This window comes from Mesorhizobium loti (assembly GCF_013170705.1).
Lineage (GTDB): Bacteria > Pseudomonadota > Alphaproteobacteria > Rhizobiales > Rhizobiaceae > Mesorhizobium > Mesorhizobium loti_D.
The window spans coordinates 884,395-901,892 of sequence record NZ_CP033334.1; the positions used below are offsets into that span (position 1 = coordinate 884,395).

17 protein-coding genes and 1 tRNA gene are annotated in these 17,498 nt (G+C 63.5%); 5 read left to right on the forward strand and 13 right to left on the reverse strand.

The window, feature by feature from the left end:
• The first annotated feature begins 91 nt into the window (after nt 1–91).
• The 5 genes from EB815_RS04140 to EB815_RS04160 all read left to right on the forward strand — a co-directional run bounded on the left by EB815_RS04140 (nt 92) and on the right by EB815_RS04160 (nt 3,812).
• Entirely contained in the window at nt 92–2,083 is a 1,992-nt protein-coding gene (locus tag EB815_RS04140; RefSeq protein WP_056573937.1) for a transcriptional regulator, read from the forward strand.
• Between the two features lie 144 nt (nt 2,084–2,227).
• Complete coding sequence (locus EB815_RS04145; protein WP_056576321.1) at nt 2,228–2,407, forward strand: hypothetical protein; 180 nt, start codon at nt 2,228–2,230, stop codon at nt 2,405–2,407.
• 77 nt (nt 2,408–2,484) lie between these two features.
• Nucleotides 2,485–2,871 carry a YkvA family protein gene (locus EB815_RS04150; protein ID WP_056573940.1) on the forward strand — a complete coding sequence of 129 codons (387 nt, stop codon included), beginning with the start codon at nt 2,485–2,487 and terminating at the stop codon, nt 2,869–2,871.
• Between the two features lie 112 nt (nt 2,872–2,983).
• On the forward strand, nt 2,984–3,457 hold the full coding sequence (locus EB815_RS04155) for a DUF2127 domain-containing protein (protein ID WP_056576323.1): 474 nt from the start codon (nt 2,984–2,986) through the stop codon (nt 3,455–3,457).
• A gap of 169 nt (nt 3,458–3,626) precedes the next feature.
• A complete protein-coding gene (locus EB815_RS04160) occupies nt 3,627–3,812 on the forward strand; it encodes a hypothetical protein (protein WP_155772482.1) in 186 nt (61 codons plus the stop codon).
• Nucleotides 3,813–3,837: 25 nt separating this feature from the next.
• Here the strand turns inward: EB815_RS04160 and EB815_RS04165 are convergent, their stop codons facing one another.
• From EB815_RS04165 to EB815_RS04225, 13 genes are all read right to left on the reverse strand, one after another.
• A complete protein-coding gene (locus EB815_RS04165; RefSeq protein WP_056573943.1) occupies nt 3,838–4,377 on the reverse strand; it encodes a cytochrome b in 540 nt (179 codons plus the stop codon).
• 235 nt (nt 4,378–4,612) lie between these two features.
• The gene (locus EB815_RS04170; RefSeq protein ID WP_023777710.1) at nt 4,613–4,921 is read right to left on the reverse strand and encodes a UBP-type zinc finger domain-containing protein; all 309 of its coding nucleotides are present in this window, start codon (nt 4,919–4,921) and stop codon (nt 4,613–4,615) included.
• A 62-nt stretch (nt 4,922–4,983) separates the two neighbouring features.
• The gene (locus tag EB815_RS04175) at nt 4,984–6,681 is read right to left on the reverse strand and encodes an FAD-dependent oxidoreductase (protein WP_056573945.1); all 1,698 of its coding nucleotides are present in this window, start codon (nt 6,679–6,681) and stop codon (nt 4,984–4,986) included.
• 281 nt (nt 6,682–6,962) lie between these two features.
• Nucleotides 6,963–8,249, reverse strand: a complete 1,287-nt coding sequence (locus EB815_RS04180; protein WP_162258935.1) for a PD-(D/E)XK nuclease family protein — start codon at nt 8,247–8,249, stop codon at nt 6,963–6,965.
• Nucleotides 8,250–8,499: 250 nt separating this feature from the next.
• Nucleotides 8,500–8,584, reverse strand: a tRNA-Leu gene (locus tag EB815_RS04185).
• Nucleotides 8,585–8,723: 139 nt separating this feature from the next.
• The gene (locus EB815_RS04190) at nt 8,724–9,344 is read right to left on the reverse strand and encodes a 2,3-bisphosphoglycerate-dependent phosphoglycerate mutase (protein ID WP_056573951.1); all 621 of its coding nucleotides are present in this window, start codon (nt 9,342–9,344) and stop codon (nt 8,724–8,726) included.
• Between the two features lie 41 nt (nt 9,345–9,385).
• The gene (gene dapB, locus EB815_RS04195) at nt 9,386–10,207 is read right to left on the reverse strand and encodes a 4-hydroxy-tetrahydrodipicolinate reductase (RefSeq protein WP_056573954.1); all 822 of its coding nucleotides are present in this window, start codon (nt 10,205–10,207) and stop codon (nt 9,386–9,388) included.
• Nucleotides 10,204–12,060 (reverse strand): ABC transporter ATP-binding protein, encoded by a 1,857-nt coding sequence (locus EB815_RS04200; RefSeq protein ID WP_056573957.1) that lies wholly within the window; start codon nt 12,058–12,060, stop codon nt 10,204–10,206. Before EB815_RS04200 ends, dapB begins: the two co-directional genes overlap by 4 nt.
• A 162-nt stretch (nt 12,061–12,222) precedes the next feature.
• Nucleotides 12,223–13,248, reverse strand: coding sequence for a glucokinase (locus EB815_RS04205; protein WP_056573960.1), 1,026 nt, complete (start codon nt 13,246–13,248; stop codon nt 12,223–12,225).
• Between the two features lie 189 nt (nt 13,249–13,437).
• Nucleotides 13,438–14,526 (reverse strand): penicillin-insensitive murein endopeptidase, encoded by a 1,089-nt coding sequence (mepA, locus tag EB815_RS04210; RefSeq protein ID WP_056573962.1) that lies wholly within the window; start codon nt 14,524–14,526, stop codon nt 13,438–13,440.
• Nucleotides 14,527–14,670: 144 nt separating this feature from the next.
• On the reverse strand, nt 14,671–15,570 hold the full coding sequence (locus EB815_RS04215; RefSeq protein ID WP_056573965.1) for an SDR family oxidoreductase: 900 nt from the start codon (nt 15,568–15,570) through the stop codon (nt 14,671–14,673).
• A complete protein-coding gene (gene queG, locus EB815_RS04220) occupies nt 15,567–16,721 on the reverse strand; it encodes a tRNA epoxyqueuosine(34) reductase QueG (RefSeq protein ID WP_056573968.1) in 1,155 nt (384 codons plus the stop codon). Before queG ends, EB815_RS04215 begins: the two co-directional genes overlap by 4 nt.
• A complete protein-coding gene (locus tag EB815_RS04225) occupies nt 16,702–17,394 on the reverse strand; it encodes a glutathione S-transferase family protein (protein WP_010912586.1) in 693 nt (230 codons plus the stop codon). The genes queG and EB815_RS04225 overlap by 20 nt, the downstream gene beginning before the upstream one ends.
• Nucleotides 17,395–17,498: the final 104 nt, after the last annotated feature.

Consider the following 17,498-nt stretch of genomic DNA (forward strand, 5'->3'; position numbering starts at 1 on the left):
TGTTTGGTGATACAGCAAGGGCCGATGGGCCAGCGTGGGAGCAGGCGTGGAAACGGACGTGGAATCCGCACCATCGAGGCTGGACGGCGACATGCCGCGCCTGTCCGTGCGCCTGCTCGGACCGCTGGAAATCTTGCGTAATGGGACGCCAGTCGCGCTGCCGGCATCGCGCAAGCTGCGCGCGCTGCTCGCCTATCTGGCGCTGGCGCCGCACGCCGTGGGGCGCAGCCGCCTGTGCGAGCTATTGTGGGACGTGCCCAACGATCCGCGGGGCGAGTTGCGCTGGTACCTGAGCAAGCTGCGCGCGGCCCTCGACACGCCGGTCCGGCGCCGGGTGGAGACACGGGGCGACACGGTGGCGCTTGATCTCGATGGCTGCCTTGTCGATGCACTGGACGTCACTCGCGCCGCCGCGCAAGGGATCGGCACGCTCGATAGGGAGCGGTTGCGGGCGCTGTCGGAACTCTTCGCCGGCGATTTGCTCGACGGGCTGGAGCTCGAGCGCAGCCCGCTTTTCGACAGCTGGCTGATCGCCCAGCGCCGACGTTTCCAGGCGTACCACGCCGCCGTGCTCGAACAGCTTGCCGTAAACCATCCGGCGGGCTCGCCCGAAACGTCCATGCAACTCGACAAATGGGTCGAGCTGGCGCCGTTCGACACGCGCGCGCATCTGGCCTTGCTGTCCAATCTGGCGGAGCGCGGCGCCATCGGCGCGGCCGAGGAGCATCTGGCTTCTGCGGCTCGCCTGTTCCAATCGGAAGAGCTTGATTTCGCTCCGCTTCGCGCGGCCTGGCAGACAATCCGTGACCAACGGTCCGGCAACTCGCTGAAGGCGCAACCAGCCTGCCTGTCCACACCATCGCAATTGGCAGTCCCATCGGATGCCGGCACGGTCGAGCCAAGCCAGGCCTCGCTGGCGGTGATGCCGTTTGTCGAGGAAGCCGGCGAAGGCACACGCGGCGGGCTTGCCGACGGCTTCACCCATGACATCATCACCCGCCTCGCCAAACTCCGCGATTTCTTCGTCATCGCGCGCGGATCGGTGTTTGCGCTGGCCGAAAAGACCATCGCGCCGGAAGAAGCCGGCAGAAAACTTGGCGTCGACTATGTCGCCACCGGCATGGTGCGCAACACGGCCGGCCGGCTGATCGTCAGCGTCGAGCTCGTCGAGGTGCGCACGGCCAGGATCGTCTGGGCCGAGACCTTCGAGCGCCGGCCCGACGACATCTTTGCCGTGCTCGACGATATCGGCGACAGCATCGTGTCGTCGATCTCGGCCGAGATCGAAACGGTCGAGCGCAACCGCGCCATGCTGAAGGCACCCAATTCGCTCAACGCCTGGGAGGCCTACCATCGCGGCCTCTGGCACATGTACCGCTTCACCCAGGCCGAGAACGAGCAGGCGCGGCAATTCTTCGACAAGGCCTTGCAGCTGGACCCCACCTTTGCCCGCGCCTATGCCGGCCTGTCGTTCACCCACTGGCAGAACGCGTTCCAGCGCTGGGGCGACCGCGACCGCGAAAGCGCGCTGGCCTATGAGAGCGCCGGGCACAGCCTGCTGGTCGACGACCACAATCCGGCCGCGCACTGGGCGATGGGCCGGGCGCTGTGGCTGCGCGGCGAGCAGGACGGATCGCTGTCCGAACTGGGGCGGGCGGTGGATCTCAGCCCGAATTTCGCGCTCGGCCATTACGCGCTGTCCTTCGTCCACTCGCAGTCGGGCGACCCGCGGGCGGCGATAAGTTCCTCCGACCATTCGCGCCATCTCAGCCCCTTCGACCCGCTGCTGTTCGGCATGCTGGGGTCACGCGCGATGTCGCATGTACGGCTCGGCCAGTTCGAAGAGGCGGCCGACTGGGCGCTGAAGGCGGCGGCGCGGCCGAACGCGCATACCATCATCCTGGCGATTGCCGCGCACTGCCTGGCGCTGGCCGGCCGGCTCGACGAGGCACGCGGCTTTGCCGCCGCCATCCGCAAGACACTGCCTGACTACCGCGCCGACGATTTCATCGGCACGTTCCGCTTCGATCCCGATGCCGAGGCGCTGTTCCGGCAAGGCGCAAGGCGCATCGGGCTCAGCTGATTTAGAGCAGTTCCGGATGGCAACCGTTCATACTTTTCCTGGAATTGCTCCAGGCTTGAATCTCCCGTTAACGAAGTCGGAAGGAGTTGTTTAACCGTTCACCTCTATGTGACCTCCCGGGGGGTCCATGGCGAAGTGAGTATGATGAGCGACAGCCCCGACAAGCGCAGCAACGAATGGCGCGCCATTCTCCACGTACAGGCCCGTGTCGCCGTGCTGTTCGTTCCGGTTGTCGCCAGCCTGCTGATCATAGCGGCACTTGCCGGCAACGAACGCAAATCCGTTCCCGATGTCGACCGCACGGTAACCGGGTCGGTGCGATAGACGTCACGACAGCCGGCCGCGAATGCCGGCCGATGTGCGCTATTGGGCGCGTCATCCTTTGGCGCTACAGTCATCCAATGGCTACTGCACTGCGCGAATGGGCCCGAGCGATCAAGCGCGACGTGCATGCGCTCTACCTTGCCGCGCGCGATCCCCGAACGCCGTGGTACGCCAAGGCGCTTGCCGTCTGTGTCGCGGGCTACGCCTTGTCTCCAATCGACCTGATTCCCGATTTCATCCCCTTGGTTGGTTACCTCGATGATGCGATCCTGGTTCCCTTGGGAATCCTTGCCGTGGTAAAGATGATACCGCCCGAGGTCATGGCAGAGCACAGGGAGGCCGCCGCTCTTGCCGTCGACAGGCCCGTGAGCCGCAGCGCGGCGGTGATCATCGCCTGCATATGGGTCGTCTCGGTCGCGCTGGCGGGATGGCTGGCATATCGATACTTCACCGGCCGATCTTGAAGCCGCGTCCTGTAAGGTGCAACAGCGCAATGGCGCTCCCGATTGCGTTTTTGGAGCGACATCCATCGGCATGGGTTTTCGTGGTTGGTTGTGAGGTGGGTTCTTGAAGCGCATCGATGAACACCGCATCCACCAGATCTTCGAAGTCAGCCTATGGCTGAAGGGCGCGCATGCCCTGACCGAATGCGTCGGCGGAATTCTGCTCTATGTCGTCACCACCGATACCATTGCCTCCTGGGTCAATGCCCTCACCGCGGAGGAATTGATCGAGGATCCCAACGATTTCATCGCCGGCCATCTGTCGCGGATGGCAAGCCATTTTTCGGTCGCCAGCAAGGAGTTTTATGCCTTCTACCTGCTTAGCCACGGCCTGATAAAACTTGCCTTGGTGGTCGGGCTTTTGAGAGGCAAGCTCTGGTCTTACCCTGCCTCGCTCGCGGCTTTGGGCTTGTTCATGGTCTATCAAGTCTACCGCTACTCATACACCCAATCATTCGGCCTGCTGGTCCTGACCGTCTTCGATGCGGTCGTCATGGTGTTGATCTGGCACGAATGGAGGATCGTGCGGCAGCACAAGCCGGCATGATGGTTGCGTTGGCGGCCTTGTCCCTGTTTCCTGGACGTCGGCACATGGACCGACGGATCGATGGCGGACGCTGTCGCGGTCCGGCTACAAACGCCTGACCGCTAGGGAGCGCCCTTGCCTTGCCGGCGGAACCCCACGCACCGTCGGACATTGTGTCCCAGGACAGCCCTTGGAGGACATGATGACCAGAGCTTTCGATATAAACGACAACACGGAAGAAAATCCGAAACGCCCGCCGCAGCCTGAGACCGGTGACGACCTCAGGAAAAAGAAGGTCGAAGGAAAAGCCTTCCAGGTGAATGAGAACAGCGTCGACAATCCGGCATCCGCGCCGGTGACGCCGAAGCGGGACTGATCAAAGGAAGATGGCGTGCGCCTTGTCAGGGCGTGCCTTCCGGCAGCATTCGCTTGAGCACGTCATCCCTACGGATGAAATGATGCCACAGCGCCGCTGCCGCATGCACGCCGGCAAGGATGAGGATCGAATTGGCGCAGAGGCTGTGCAGCTCCCTGATGAACCGGGCCGTGTCGCGATCCGGCGGAACTGGAGCCGGGATGGTGAAAAGGCCGAAGAAACTCAAGGCATCGCCCCTGTACCAGGTCAGCAAGATGCCGAGCACGGGAATGGCCATCAGCAGCGCGTAAAGCGCAAGATGCGCGACTTTGGCCGCACTTCGTTCAAGCGGTGACATTTCCTGCGGCAGGCCGGGCGTCCCCAGCGTCAGCCGCAGGCCGACACGGATGACGACCAGCGCGAAAAGCAGCAGCCCGAACGAAATATGCAGCCACCAGACCATCGCCCGCCCCGGATCGCCGCGCGGAAAAACCTCCTCGACGTAAGTCAAGCCATAAAGGCCGATGACCAGCAGGAACACTGCCCAGTGAATGGCTTTCTGCGCGCTTGTGTAGGTGGGGTGCATGCGAGTTTCCAGTTTTGAACGTTTCTAAACTAGCCGCGATCATGTCAAAGCTTTGGCGGGCGACGATCCTCTTATGAAGGGAACGTCCAGGGGCCGGGCTGTGATGACCGTGATTCGGTGGACACTGGAACAGGCAACCTGTCAGTTCGCTGACAACAGGGCATCGGATGGCGCGATGCGTCGGCCAAAGAAAAGCCCGCACGAACCGGGCTTTTCTTCGGATCTCTCGGCGCCCTCAATAAAAGCGCGGGATAGGGCCGTTCTGCGGCGTCGTGCGGTCGCCGAGGTCGAGAAAAACCTCGTCGACATAGCACCAGCCCCAGCCTTCCGGCGGATCATAGCCCTCGATGATGGGATGGCTGGTGGCGTGAAAATGTTTGGTCGCGTGGCGGTTGGGCGAGTCGTCGCAGCAGCCGACATGGCCGCAGGTGCGGCAGAGCCGCAGATGCACCCACCACGAGCCGCTCTTCAGGCACTCCTCGCAACCGAGCGCGCTCGGCGTCACGTCCTTGATCCCAGCCGCATGCTTGCATTCATCCGCCATCACACTCTCCTGGCCAGTTGAGGCTCAACTCTTCCTTTTTTGCGCTTTTCCCGCGAAAACCGTTACACACTTTTCGTGAAATTGCTGTCCGCGGCGTGGCTGGCGTCCCGCGCGAGATAGGCATGCAGCGCCGCGACCACCTGGGCGCCCTCGCCGACAGCCGCCGCGACGCGTTTGACCGAACCGCAACGTACATCGCCGATGGCAAACACCCCGCTGCGGCTGGTTTCCATCAGACCCCGGTCCGGTCCGAGCTCGGATCCGGTGCGGATGAAACCCTTGGCGTCCAGCGCCACGTTGCATTGCGCCAGCCAGTCGGTGTTCGGATCGGCACCGATGAACAGGAAGAGATGGCGGATCGGGCGTGTCGTCTGCTGCCCGCTGACGCGGTTGCGCCAGCGCACGCTGGCAAGATTGCCTTCCTCGCCCTCCAGCGCCTCGATCTCGGTCTCGGTCAACACCTCGATGTTCGGCTGCGCCTTGATGCGCTCGACCAGGTAGCGCGACATCGAGGCATCGAGGCTGCCGCCGCGCGCCAGCAGCGCGACTTTGCGCGCATGGCTGGCGAGGTAGACGGCCGCCTGGCCGGCCGAATTGCCGGCGCCCACCAGCGCCACCTCCTGGCCGGCGCAAAGCCGCCCTTCGATGGGCGAAGCCCAATAATGCACCGACGTGCCCTCGAACGGCGACAGGTTGGCGACATCGAGACGCCGGTAGCGCGCGCCGCTGGCGATCACCACGCTGCGGGTGCGCACCGTCTCGCCATCGCCCACATCGAGCAGGTAGCGGGCGCCTGAATTGTCGGCCGCGGCACTCAGCAGCTTCGCCTCGTCCGGGATCACCATTTCGACGCCGAACTTCTGCGCCTGGTTGTAGGCGCGCGCCATCAGCGCCATGCCGGTGATGCCCGTGGGGAACCCGAGATAGTTCTCGATGCGCGAGGAGGCGCCGGCCTGCCCGCCGAAAGCCCGGCAATCGAGCACGATGGTCGACAGCCCTTCCGACGCCGCGTAGACCGCCGCCGCCAGCCCCGCCGGCCCGGCGCCGACAATAGCGACGTCATACAGCGTATCGGCATCGATCGGCCTGAGCAGGCCGATGCAGCGGGCGAGGTCCTTCTCGCCGGGATTCATCAGCAGCCTGCCGTTCGGGCACAGCACGACCGGCAGATGGTGAGGATCGACGTCGAAGCGCTCTACCAGGGTTTTCGCGCAGGGGTCGCTGGCGGAATCGAGTACACGGTGCGGCTGGCCGCTGCGGGCGAGGAAGCCTTGCAGCCGCAGGACATCGGCATTGCCTGATGGTCCGATGATGATCGGCCCGCTGGTGGCGCTTTCCAGGAGCCCGACGCGGCGCAGGATCAGCGCCCGCATGATGCGCTCGCCGAGATTGGCCTCCTGCACCATAAGGTCGCGCACGCGCCGAGAGGGAATAACAAACGCCTCGACAGGCTCGGCGGCCTCGGCATTGACCAGCGAGGGGCGGGCCGAAAGCTGCGCCAGTTCGCCAACGAAGCTGCCCGGACCATGGGTGACGATCGTCTCGTGCCGGCCGAGGCCGCCATCCTGGGTGATATCGACCCTGCCCGACAGCACGACGATCAGGCCGGGCGCCACGTCGCCAGCCCTGATGATGTGCTCGCCGGCTGCATAGAAGCTGGCTTCGCCGAAACGGCGCATGTGGTCGATGTCGGCCTCGCTCAGCGTTGGGAAGGCCTGATCGCGCCGGGCGCCGAAGATCGCGGTGCTGGATTGAGACATGGTTGCGAGCGTAGCGAAGCAGCCGCGCGGTTTGAAGCGGTTTGTTCGGGGACTAGCCGGGAGGGGAGGTTTGCCGCGGCGGCCGCGGCCTTCTTCGGTCACGAACCTAGCGCAAATTCCGTGCTCCCTCGCTCACGGGACGGTCAAAGCGGCGAATCCGCGACATCAGATGGATCTACCCTGAGATAGATCGCGTGGCCTCAGAAAACACTCACGCGCAGTGGAACACTGCAGCATCTATGAGGCGCCTCTTGCATCCCTACGCATAATTTCTGCACGGCTTAAGTATCAGCTTTTCCATAACGCTTGAATTCCGACAATATAGACCCTACCGCGTCAAATTCTGGCTGGAATTTTTTTAGAAGAACTTTTATTTGATCTTCAATTATTTCAACATTCTGAACGTCCTCGACATTCGCCGTATTATTTCTAAAAAACTTGGAAAATTTTTTCGCCTTATCGGTCGCGCCATTTTGAAAGCGAATGTTGGCTAGTTTCTTCTCTTCGGCAATAGACTGGATCCTTTCGATGACCCCCTTGCGAAATTCGTGATCGGCAAGAGGCCCCACTTCAACGTGCAATTTTAACCCACCCCCGTTTTTTTGAGGATTGTTCCACATGTCGAGCCAAACGATAAGTGGATAGCCGGCCCACCAATCTTCGCAACCAGGCCATTCCAAGGTGTCTTCACCCAATGCCTCATACCAATTCAGCGGGAGAAAGCTCACATTTGAGTTCGAAAGGGCGTTGAAGATATAGTCCCTTCCACCAATGGAAATCTGACCTAGGTAGTCCGTATTCTCGCCAAAGAGGTTTCGCGCCGCCAAGGCAAAATCTGAACCCGCGCCGTGTGTTTGGACAAATTCAAGAACTTTCCTATGCTCACGATAAAGCTGCCGAGCCAGTTTTTGCATTTCCAATAGCTCTTTGCTCATGCCAGTCGCGACCTCTAGGATTTCTATATAGTGGTTCAAGAAAATTCGTACTTCCGCAGAAATCTGATAGGATTCCTGTTTCAGAAAGCGCTGCAGGAACGTGCATATAGTCGCGTAACGAATTGTTACATAGGAACTGTCTTCCGGCATCTCTTCTGATAAAGTCAGGAAGACGCCTTGTATCAACAGTTTCGTTTGCGGGCTGCCGCGCGATAGATCAACCAATTCCTCTATTCGATCACGGTACTTCTTTAGCTGCCCGCCATGCTGGACGCTGTGGAATTTGTTCTCCACAACGAACGCCCAACCATTGCGAGGCGACAGAACAAGAATATCGATGTTATTCCATTCTCGACGAATATCGGCATCGCGCAAATCGGCTTGTGCGACTTCCAAAGCCGAGGGGCGACGACCGCTATTCCCGCGCAACGCTTCGGCAAGAAACGACTTCAGGAAATGGTCCCCGAACCCATGTGTTTCTTGGGGGTCCATCAGCCAGGCGAGAATGGCGGAATGGCGGATTTCCATCCCTTCCATCCGCATGACCCTGATCGGATTGAAGCGGTTGATATAGGCTTGGATCTGCTGCAGCTTTTCGTTGTTGACGAAGAGGCTTTCTAGTTCGTCCTGCATTGGCGTGTCTCGCAACATGATCCTTGGAAAGCCAACGGCATCAAATTTCTCGCGGCGATGTCATTGACCGCTTGCTCTGTTTCAACAGATTTCATGCTTGGGTGACGACTGGCAATCTATGACGCGAGCGCGATGGCTGGCGTCCACTGATATCTTGCTAACGCACAATACAAGCTACCTCGCACAGAGATGAGCGAGGCAGATCATCGACTTTACGAGGTGACTTGATCCCGTTGGTAGTCGGGAAAAATGGTGCCCAGAAGAGGACTCGAACCTCCACTCCTTGCGGAACACGGACCTGAACCGTGCGCGTCTACCAATTCCGCCATCTGGGCTGGTGCGGGCTCATGTAAGCGGGCAAGCGATGGCTGTCAACGCGCTTTTTGGACCGTGGTCCCGAAAGGTGACTTCGCCTTCCGCAAAAGCGCCCCCCAAAGCAAAAGCCGCGGCCTCCGCTTGCCGGCTCATGAACCCTCAGCCTTCCAGGACTTCCTTCGACGCCACGGTCGAATCGGCGTTGAGCTGGTAGATGACCGGGACGCCGGTGCCGAGTTCCAGCTTGACGATCTCCTCGCCCGACTTGCCGTCCAGCGCCATGATCAGCGCGCGCAGCGAATTGCCGTGGGCGGCGACCAGCACGGTGCCGCCGCGCAGCACGTGCGACTGCATGTCATGAAGGTAATAGGGCCAGACGCGGGCGCCGGTGTCCTTCAGGCTTTCGCCGCCGGGCGGCGGCACGTCGTAGGAACGGCGCCAGACATGCACCTGCTCCTCGCCCCATTTCTTGCGCGCATCGTCCTTGTTGAGGCCGGAGAGGTCGCCATAGTCGCGCTCGTTGAGCGCCTGATCGCGGATGGTCTTCAGGTCGCTCTGGCCGACCGCGTCGAGAATGTGCTGGCAGGTCTTCTGCGCCCGGATCAGCGCCGAGGTGAAGGCGATGTCGAATTTCAGGCCGCGCGCCTTGAGTTTCTGGCCGGCGGCCTTGGCCTCGGCGTGGCCCTGCTCGGTCAGGTCGACGTCGCGCCAGCCGGTGAACAGGTTCTTCAGGTTCCATTCGCTCTGGCCATGGCGCACGAGCACGAGGGTTCTCGACATGTTTGCTCCTTCAAATTGGCAAATTTGGCAGATCGGCCGCTTCAGCTCAGGCCGAGCACGTCCCGCATCGAATACAGTCCTGGCTTCTTGCCCCGTGCCCACAGCGCCGCCTTGACGGCCCCGCGGGCGAAGATGGCGCGGTCCTCGGCGTGGTGGGACAGCGTGACGCGCTCGCCGGTGCCGGCCAGGATCACGCTGTGGTCGCCGACCACCGAGCCGCCGCGCAGCGTGGCGAAGCCGATCGAGCCGGTTTTTCGCACACCCGTATGGCCGTCGCGTGAACGCACGTCGTTGCCGGCAAGTGCCATGCCGCGCCCGGCCGCGGCTGCCTCGCCGAGCAGCAGCGCGGTGCCGGAGGGAGCGTCGACCTTGTGCTTGTGGTGCATCTCCAGGATCTCGATGTCGAAATCATCGGCGTCGAGCGCGCGCGCCGCCTGTTCGACCAGCACCGCCAGCAGATTGACGCCGAGGCTCATATTGCCCGACTTGACGACCGTCGCATGGCGCGCCGCCGCCGCGATCCTGGCATTGTCGTCGGCCGAGCAGCCGGTCGTGCCGATGACATGGACGATGCGCGCCTGCGCCGCGTAGCCGGCGAATTCGACCGATGAGGCCGGCGTGGTGAAATCGAGCACGCCGTCAGCCTTGGCGAAGACCGGCAGCGGATCGTCCGATATCGGCACATTGATGATGCCGATACCTGCCAGTTCGCCGGCATCCTTGCCCAGGTAGGGCGAATCCGCGCGCTCGACAGCGCCGATGACGCGAGCGCCCGGAATGGTATGGATGGCGCGGATCAGCGTCTGGCCCATGCGGCCGGCGGCACCCACCACCACAAGGCCCATATCGCTTGCTTCGCTCATGTGCTCCTCACAGCAGTCTTCTTCGCACGCGTGGCCCGGACCAGAGTTTGGATCGGCTTGCTGTCATCAACAAGCCCCAGCCCCTTCTTGCCCTGGATGCGGTGGAAGCGGGCATAGATGCTGTGAGGGTCGGCCATCAGCGTCGCGTGGGTGCCTTCCTCGACCAACCGTCCCTCTTCCAGCACGATGATGTGGTCGGCATTGACCACCGTCGACAGGCGATGCGCTATGACGATGGTCGTGCGGCCTTGCATGACATGGCTCAGCGCCTCCTGGACGCGCGCCTCCGCCTCGTTGTCGAGCGCCGAGGTCGCCTCGTCGAGCAGCAGGATCGGCGCCTGGCGCACGATGGCACGGGCGATCGAGACGCGCTGGCGCTGGCCGCCGGAAAGGGTCGAGCCGCCTTCGCCGACCGGCGTGTCGTAACCTTGCGGCTGCTGGCGGATGAACTCGTCGGCTGCCGCCTGTTTCGCCGCCTGCTCGATCTCGGCGTCCGTGGCCGACAGCCGGCCGTAGCGGATGTTGTCGCGGATCGTGCCCTCGAACAGATAAGGCGCCTGCGCCACGTAGGCGATGGATTGCCGCAGCGAATGCTTGGTCACCTTCGAGATGTCCTGGCCATCGACCTCGATACTGCCCTGGTCGACGTCGTAGAAGCGCTGCAAGAGCGCCACCAGCGTCGACTTGCCGGCGCCGGACGCGCCGACGATGGCCGTGACCTTGCCGGCGGCAGCGACAAAGCTCAGCTCCCTCAGCACCGGCATGTCTGCGCTGTAGCCGAACGTCACATTGTCGAAGCGCACCTCTCCGGTGGTGATCCTGGCATCGACAGCGTCGGGCGCATCGCCCTGTTTCGGCTCCAGGTCGAGCAACTCGTAGATCATGCGCGCGTTGACCAGGGCACGCTCCATCCCGACCTGCGTGCGCGCCAGGCGCCTTGCCGGATCGTAGGCCATGATCAGCGCGGTGATGAAGGAAAACACCGCGCCCGGCGGCTGCCCAAGATACAGCGCCCGGTAGCCGGAATAGGCAAGCACGGCAGTGATGGCGAGACCGCCCAGAATCTCGGAAATCGGCGACAGCCGCTCCGATACGCGGGCGATCTTGTTGTTACGCTGCTCGGCCGTATCGGCCATGATGCCGATGCGGCGCGACAGCTCTTCCTCCAGGGTGAAGGCCTTGACGATGGCTATGCCTTGCGTGGCCTCCTGCACGGACCCGTTCAGCCGCGAATTGATCAGGACGGATTCACGGTTGATACGCCGCAGTCGGCGGGTGATGTAGACGACGGCCCAGATCAGCGGCGGCCCGATCAGCAGCGAGCTGAGCGACAACACCGGATCCTGATAGATCATCACGCCGACGAGAGCGACCAATGTAACCGCGTCGCGGCTGATGGAGGTCAGTGTCAGCGACAGCAGGTCACGAACACCGCCGACATTCTCGCTGACCTGTGCCGCCAGCCGACCGGAACGTGTATCGTTGAAGAAGTTGACGCCGAGCTTCATCAGATGGTCGAAGCTGCGCTTCTGGTAGCGCGCGACCAGATTGTTGCCGATACTGGCCAACGCGACTGCCTGGCCGTAACCGGCGAAGCCGCGCAGCAGGGAGGCTCCCATGAAACCGGCGCAGATCAACCAGAGCATATCGCCGCGCCGTTCGTAGAAGATCTGGTTGATCATCGGGGCCATGATCCACGCCGTGAAGGCAGTGGTGCCGGAAACGATCAGCAGGCAGGTGACGGCGACGACATAGGTCCAGCGATATTCATTGCCGTTTTCAGCGAGGATGCGGCGGAGCACCGCCGTGACCTCGCCAGGCTGGACTTTCTGTTTGGGGGCTTGAAGTGTCAAATCAGGAGCGCTTTGTGGTTTTCCGCCTCGTGGGATCGGGCTGCGAATTCGGCACCCCTCTTAACGTCATGAGGCCGGCTTGCCTATGCCCGCGGCTGATTAACTTCGTCGCGGGCGGCTCAAGCGCGCTCGCGGGGGATATAGGCGCATCCAGTCGAAGAGCTAGGCCTGCCAGCGCCTGCCAGCGGTCTGGACGCCGAACAGCGAGGGGTTTCGGGCATAGGCGGCAAGGCCGAGAAGTGCGGCCAGCGGTTGGGTGATGACGTAGACAGGCATGGTGCGCATCAGCGCGCTGTGGGGCGCCTTGTCCTCGAAGGCGGCGCGGAAATTGCCTTCCTTCAGCGCCGGCACGATCTTTTGCGCGATGCCGCCGGTGAGGAAGACGCCGCCACGGCTCATGAACACCAAGGCAAGGTCACCGGCCGTGCGCCCGAGGCAGGTGACGAAAGTCCGCAGCGCTTCCTCGGCCACCGGATCGGTCTTGGCCAGTGCCGCACCGGTGATCTCCGCCGGCGTCGTGAAAGGTGACGGCTTGCCGTCCGCCATGGCCACCGCCCTGTAGACGTTCACCAGGCCGCGCCCGCACAGGATCTGCTCACCGGAAATGCGGCCCTCGAGCTTCTCTATGTGCGGGAAAACCTCGAAATCGCGCGGCGTGCGCGGGCCGATGTCCATATGGCCGCCTTCGCCGGGCACCGGTATCCAGTGGCGCAGCGCGTAGACCAGCCCGGCGACGCCGAGACCGGTTCCCGGCCCAAGCACGACGCGGCCGGCATTGGGCTCCGGCGCGCCGCCGCCGATCTTTTCCATATGCTCTTCGCCCAGCGCCACGACGGCCAGCGCCTGCGCCTCGAAATCATTGAGCACGACGATGTCGCTCAGGCCAAGACTGGCGAACATCTGCCTCGGCCTGACGACCCATGGGCAGTTGGTGAGCTCGATCTCGTCGCCATCGACCGGCCCGGCCACCGCCAGCACCGCCGAATTCGGGCGAACGGAAGAGCGGTCGAGAACCGCCGACTGGATCGCCTCGTCGATCGTGTTGTAGTTGGCGGTCTGCACGATGGTCGGCTCGCCGGCCTCCGAATTGGCGTCGAGCACGATCGAGAAGCGCGCATTGGTGCCGCCAATGTCGCCGATCAGGATCGGAAACCGCAACGACGTGTCGGTATCGCTTACGCTTGGCATGCTCTGGTCCGTCCCCGGCGCCCCTGACGGCGTTCTCGCCGTTCTTCCGTTGACTAGCGCATGAGTTTGAAAAGGGAAACGGTTTTCGAACCGGGCGACGCGCAGGGCGAGGTTCTGCGGCCAAACGGCCACTATTTCGCGGAAAACGCGATGCTAAACCGATTGAGACGGCCGACGCCGACGCATCGATCAGTGCGCTGGCGGGCGTGGCCGTGGCACCGGCACACCGACCTCGGGCGTCGACGTGAAGGCGTTCAGCGTGCCTGGCAGGCCGGCCGTGCCGCTGGCCGCGGTGGCGGGCAGCGGCGGTGCTTCCGGTTCGGCGACCGCGACCGGGATGGCGCCGCCGTGATAGGTCGCCGCCTCGGCCGAGGCCGGACCGGGCGCGTCGAGCACGGCGCGGCATTCCTTGGGCAGGTTGGCCATCGTCATCACGTCGCGTGCCTTCGGCGCGTCCGGGTTCTTGTTGGGACGCCACGGTTCTTCCGTGAACCACCAGGCCAGCGGCTTGCCGCAGCCGTCGTCGGCCGGCGTCGCTTCCTGCGCCTTGCAGTTGGGCGAGCCCAGCTGGCAGCCGATGCGCATGTGGAAATGATAGTCGTGACCCCAGAACGGCCTGATCTTGCGCAGCCAGGTGCGGTCACCCTTGACGGTGTCGCATAGCTTTTTCTTGATGCCCGGATTGACCAGGATGCGTTCGACCTCGGGGTAGCTCGCGGCACGCTTCAAAAGCGCGGTGTGCTGCGGCTTCCACAGCGCGTCCTTCACCAGATGCGTCTTCTCGTCGACCATCAAGGTGGCGCTCATCGATTCGCGCTGCGCGATCGACAGCGGACGGCTGGGCATCGGCGTCAGCCAGATGTCGGCGTCGAGGCCGATCTGGTGCGAGGCGTGGCCGGTCAGCATCGGACCGCCGCGCGGCTGCGAAATGTCCCCTATGAGCAAGCCTGGCCAGCCATCGGCGGCGGCGTCACGTGAAAGCTTCTCGATTACGGCGATCATTGCCGGATGGCCCCAGCGGCGGTTGCGCGACGGCCGCATCACCTCCCAGGTCGGGCCATCCATGGGAATGGCGACGCCGCCGGCAAAACAGCCCTTGGAATAGAAGCCGATCGACTGCGCCGCGGCCGCTGCCGGCAGCTTTTCGGCGCCGAACAGGTCTTTTGCCCGTTCCTCGGCGAGTGCCGGCCGCGCGGCGAGACCGCTCAGGGCAAGCAGGCCAAGAGCCACCGCCAACCGTGACGATCTGCCGAAATATGGACGCATCGCTGAGTTCATGAAACCGGATCCCCACCGCAATCCCGAAACCGAATCATAGCACGTCGGCCGCCAGGCGATCGATAGAGCGGTTCACCGCTCTATCTCGTTGTTTTGACGCAATTCCGGACGGAAAACCGCTTCACACTATTTCCTGGAATTGCTTTAGCCCTTCATCGGGCTGCGCGCCTCGCCGTCGAGCCAATCGCCGCTTGCCCACATATGGTCGAAGGCAGCGTGGTAATCGGGAAAGCGAAAGCGATAGCCCGCCGCCTTGATCGCCGCATTGGCGACACGCTTGTTCTCGCCATAGAAGGACCGCGCCATGGGCGAAAGTTGGGCGGCGTCGAATGGAATTTCCGGCGGCGGCTCGACGCCCATCAGCGAAGCGGCGTAGGCAACGACATCCTGCGGCGGCGCAGGCTCATCATCGGTGACGTTGAAGATGCCGCCTGTGTTGTCCCCGATCAGCTGCCAGAGCGCGCCGGCAATGTCGTCGCAATGGATGCGGTTGAATACCTGGCCGGGCTTGACCAGCCGCCGCGCGGTGCCGTTTTCCAGGTTGACCAGCGCGTTGCGGCCCGGACCATAGATGCCGGACAGGCGCAGGATCGCCACCGGCCGGCCGATATGCTCGCCGAGCTTCAGCCAATCCTGCTCGGCCTCGACCCGCATGACGGAGCGTTTCGACACTGGCCGGCACGCGGCTTTTTCATCGACCCAGGCACCGCCATGGTCGCCGTAAACGCCGACTGTCGAGAGATAGCCGATCCATTGCAGCGCCGGCATTTTGGCGAGCGCGTCGCGGGCGGCATTCAGCACGGGATCGCCGGCCTCTTCCGGAGCGATTGAAATCACCAGATGCGTCGTCTTGTTCAGTGCTTCGGCGTTTTCACCAGTCAGAACGCCGTCGAACAGCAGCGGGGCGATGCCAGCCTGACGCAATGCCTGGAATTTGTCGGGCGAGCGCGTCGTGCCCAGGATGGTGGCGGCGCCCGGATTGGCGCGGGCAAAAGCCTTGCCGGAGTAGCCGGCGCCGAAGATGAATATCCGCTTTTCGCTCATACATGTGCCCTGTCTGGCCGCGCCAGGCGCCATTCCTCGCGCACCGCCGCATCATTCTCGGTCATCAGGCCGGTCGCGGCCCTTTCGGCATATTCGGCATCTGGCACCAGCCGCGCCAGCGCCCATATTGCCGCGCCGCGCACCAGCGGCGAGGCGTCGCCGAGCAGCGCACGGACAGGGCCGGGCAGCCCGGCATCGCCGGAATTGCCGGCGGCGATCAGCACGTTGCGGATGAAGCGATCGCGGCCGATGCGCTTTATCGGCGAGCCGGAGAAGAAGGCGCGGAAGGCCGCGTCGTCCAGCTGCAACAGTTCGGCGAGCGGCGGCTCGCGCAAATCGTCGCGCGCGGCGAGCTTTGCTTCTGAGGCTACCTGGGCGAACTTGTTCCAGGGGCAGGCGGCCAGACAATCGTCGCAGCCATAGATCCGGTTGCCGATCTTTTCGCGGAATTCGTGCGGGATCGGCCCCTTGTTCTCGATAGTGAGGTACGAGATGCAGCGCCGCGCATCGAGCCGGTAGGGCGCGGGGAAGGCATCGGTCGGGCAGGCGTCCAGGCAGGCGCGGCAGGAGCCGCAATGATCGATCTCGGCCCGGTCGGGCGCAAGTTCGGCCGTGGTGAAAATGGTGCCGAGGAACAGCCAGGAGCCGTGTTCGCGGCTGACCAGATTGGTGTGTTTTCCCTGCCAGCCGAGGCCAGCGGCTTGCGCCAGCGGCTTTTCCATCACCGGGGCCGTGTCGACGAAGACCTTCACGTCGCCGCCGGCGCGCGCCACGATCTTGCCGGCGATTTCCTTCAGCCGGCCCTTCATCACATCGTGATAGTCGCGATTCCGCGCATAGACGGAGATGGCGCCCCGGTCGTGCCGGGCCTGCAGGTCGCGCGGATCATGATTGGGGCCGTAATTCATCGCCAGCACGACGATCGAGCGCACCTCAGGCCAAAGCGTGGAAGGCTCGCTGCGCCTCTCCAGCGTCTCGGCGATCCAGTCCATCGAGCCGTGAAAGCCATCGGCGACGAATTCGGCGAGGCGGGCCGGGGCCAGCGGGATTGCATCGGGGGAGGTGACGGCAACGGCATCGAAGCCGGCGCGATGCGCCTCCGCGTCGATCAGCGCGCGCAGTTTTGCGGCGTCAGAAGTCGAGGTCCGCATAATGCGACACCGGCGACAGGCCGCGCACGCGGTCGGTCAGGAGCGGCCGGAAGGAGGGCCGCGACTTTACCCTGGTGTACCATTCGCGCGCCGCCGCGTGTTCGCGCCAATCGATCTCGCCGAGATAGTCGAGCACCGACAGCGTCGCGGCGGCGGCGAGATCGGCATAGGTGACCCTGCCGCCGGCCAGCCAATGGCGGGTGCCAGCGAGCCAGTTGGTGTATTTCATGTGCTGGCGGATGTTGGCGCGCGCGGCACGGATGGCGCCCGAATCGGGCGAACCGCCGCCGGCCGTTTCCGGCATGATCGGCTTCAACACGCGCTCGCGCACCAGATGCCGGGTGACTTCGCTTTCGGCCTTGTTGAGATACCAGTCGATCAGCCGGCGGATTTCGGCGCGCTGCATCGGGTCCTCGGCGAACAGCCGCTTGTCGCGCTTCAAGACGCCGCGCGTCTCGTCGAGATATTCCGAGATCACGGTCGCGCCGACGATCGGCACATCGCCTTCGGCGAGCAGGATCGGCAGCGTGCCGGCCGGGTTCAGCGCCAGGAACTCCTTGCGCCGCGTCCACGGCTTTTCCTCGATCAGCGCCAGCTCCTCGCCATACTCGCCAAAGGCAAGGCGGACGAAGCGGCAGGTGGCGAACATGGGATGATGGAAAAGCGTCAGCATGGTTCCGCGATGATAAAGCGCACGAGTGTGGACTGGCGAATCGCCGGGCGCACCGGTAAGTCTTGGCCGCCCGGTTAGCGGGCCGTCAGGGTGTTGCGACCTAT

What these genes read in the sequence shown, in the direction of transcription:
- EB815_RS04225 (WP_010912586.1), bottom strand. Translation starts at nt 17,394, where the DNA reads ATGCTGACGCTTTTCCATCATCCCATGTTCGCCACCTGCCGCTTCGTC.
- EB815_RS04170 (WP_023777710.1), bottom strand. Translation starts at nt 4,921, where the DNA reads ATGGCGGATGAATGCAAGCATGCGGCTGGGATCAAGGACGTGACGCCG.
- EB815_RS04150 (WP_056573940.1), top strand. Translation starts at nt 2,485, where the DNA reads ATGGCTACTGCACTGCGCGAATGGGCCCGAGCGATCAAGCGCGACGTG.
- EB815_RS04190 (WP_056573951.1), bottom strand. Translation starts at nt 9,344, where the DNA reads ATGTCGAGAACCCTCGTGCTCGTGCGCCATGGCCAGAGCGAATGGAAC.
- EB815_RS04145 (WP_056576321.1), top strand. Translation starts at nt 2,228, where the DNA reads ATGAGCGACAGCCCCGACAAGCGCAGCAACGAATGGCGCGCCATTCTC.
- EB815_RS04215 (WP_056573965.1), bottom strand. Translation starts at nt 15,570, where the DNA reads ATGAGCGAAAAGCGGATATTCATCTTCGGCGCCGGCTACTCCGGCAAG.
- EB815_RS04180 (WP_162258935.1), bottom strand. Translation starts at nt 8,249, where the DNA reads ATGCAGGACGAACTAGAAAGCCTCTTCGTCAACAACGAAAAGCTGCAG.
- EB815_RS04175 (WP_056573945.1), bottom strand. Translation starts at nt 6,681, where the DNA reads ATGTCTCAATCCAGCACCGCGATCTTCGGCGCCCGGCGCGATCAGGCC.
- queG (WP_056573968.1), bottom strand. Translation starts at nt 16,721, where the DNA reads ATGCGGACCTCGACTTCTGACGCCGCAAAACTGCGCGCGCTGATCGAC.
- EB815_RS04165 (WP_056573943.1), bottom strand. Translation starts at nt 4,377, where the DNA reads ATGCACCCCACCTACACAAGCGCGCAGAAAGCCATTCACTGGGCAGTG.
- EB815_RS04205 (WP_056573960.1), bottom strand. Translation starts at nt 13,248, where the DNA reads ATGCCAAGCGTAAGCGATACCGACACGTCGTTGCGGTTTCCGATCCTG.
- mepA (WP_056573962.1), bottom strand. Translation starts at nt 14,526, where the DNA reads ATGAACTCAGCGATGCGTCCATATTTCGGCAGATCGTCACGGTTGGCG.
- EB815_RS04140 (WP_056573937.1), top strand. Translation starts at nt 92, where the DNA reads ATGCCGCGCCTGTCCGTGCGCCTGCTCGGACCGCTGGAAATCTTGCGT.
- dapB (WP_056573954.1), bottom strand. Translation starts at nt 10,207, where the DNA reads ATGAGCGAAGCAAGCGATATGGGCCTTGTGGTGGTGGGTGCCGCCGGC.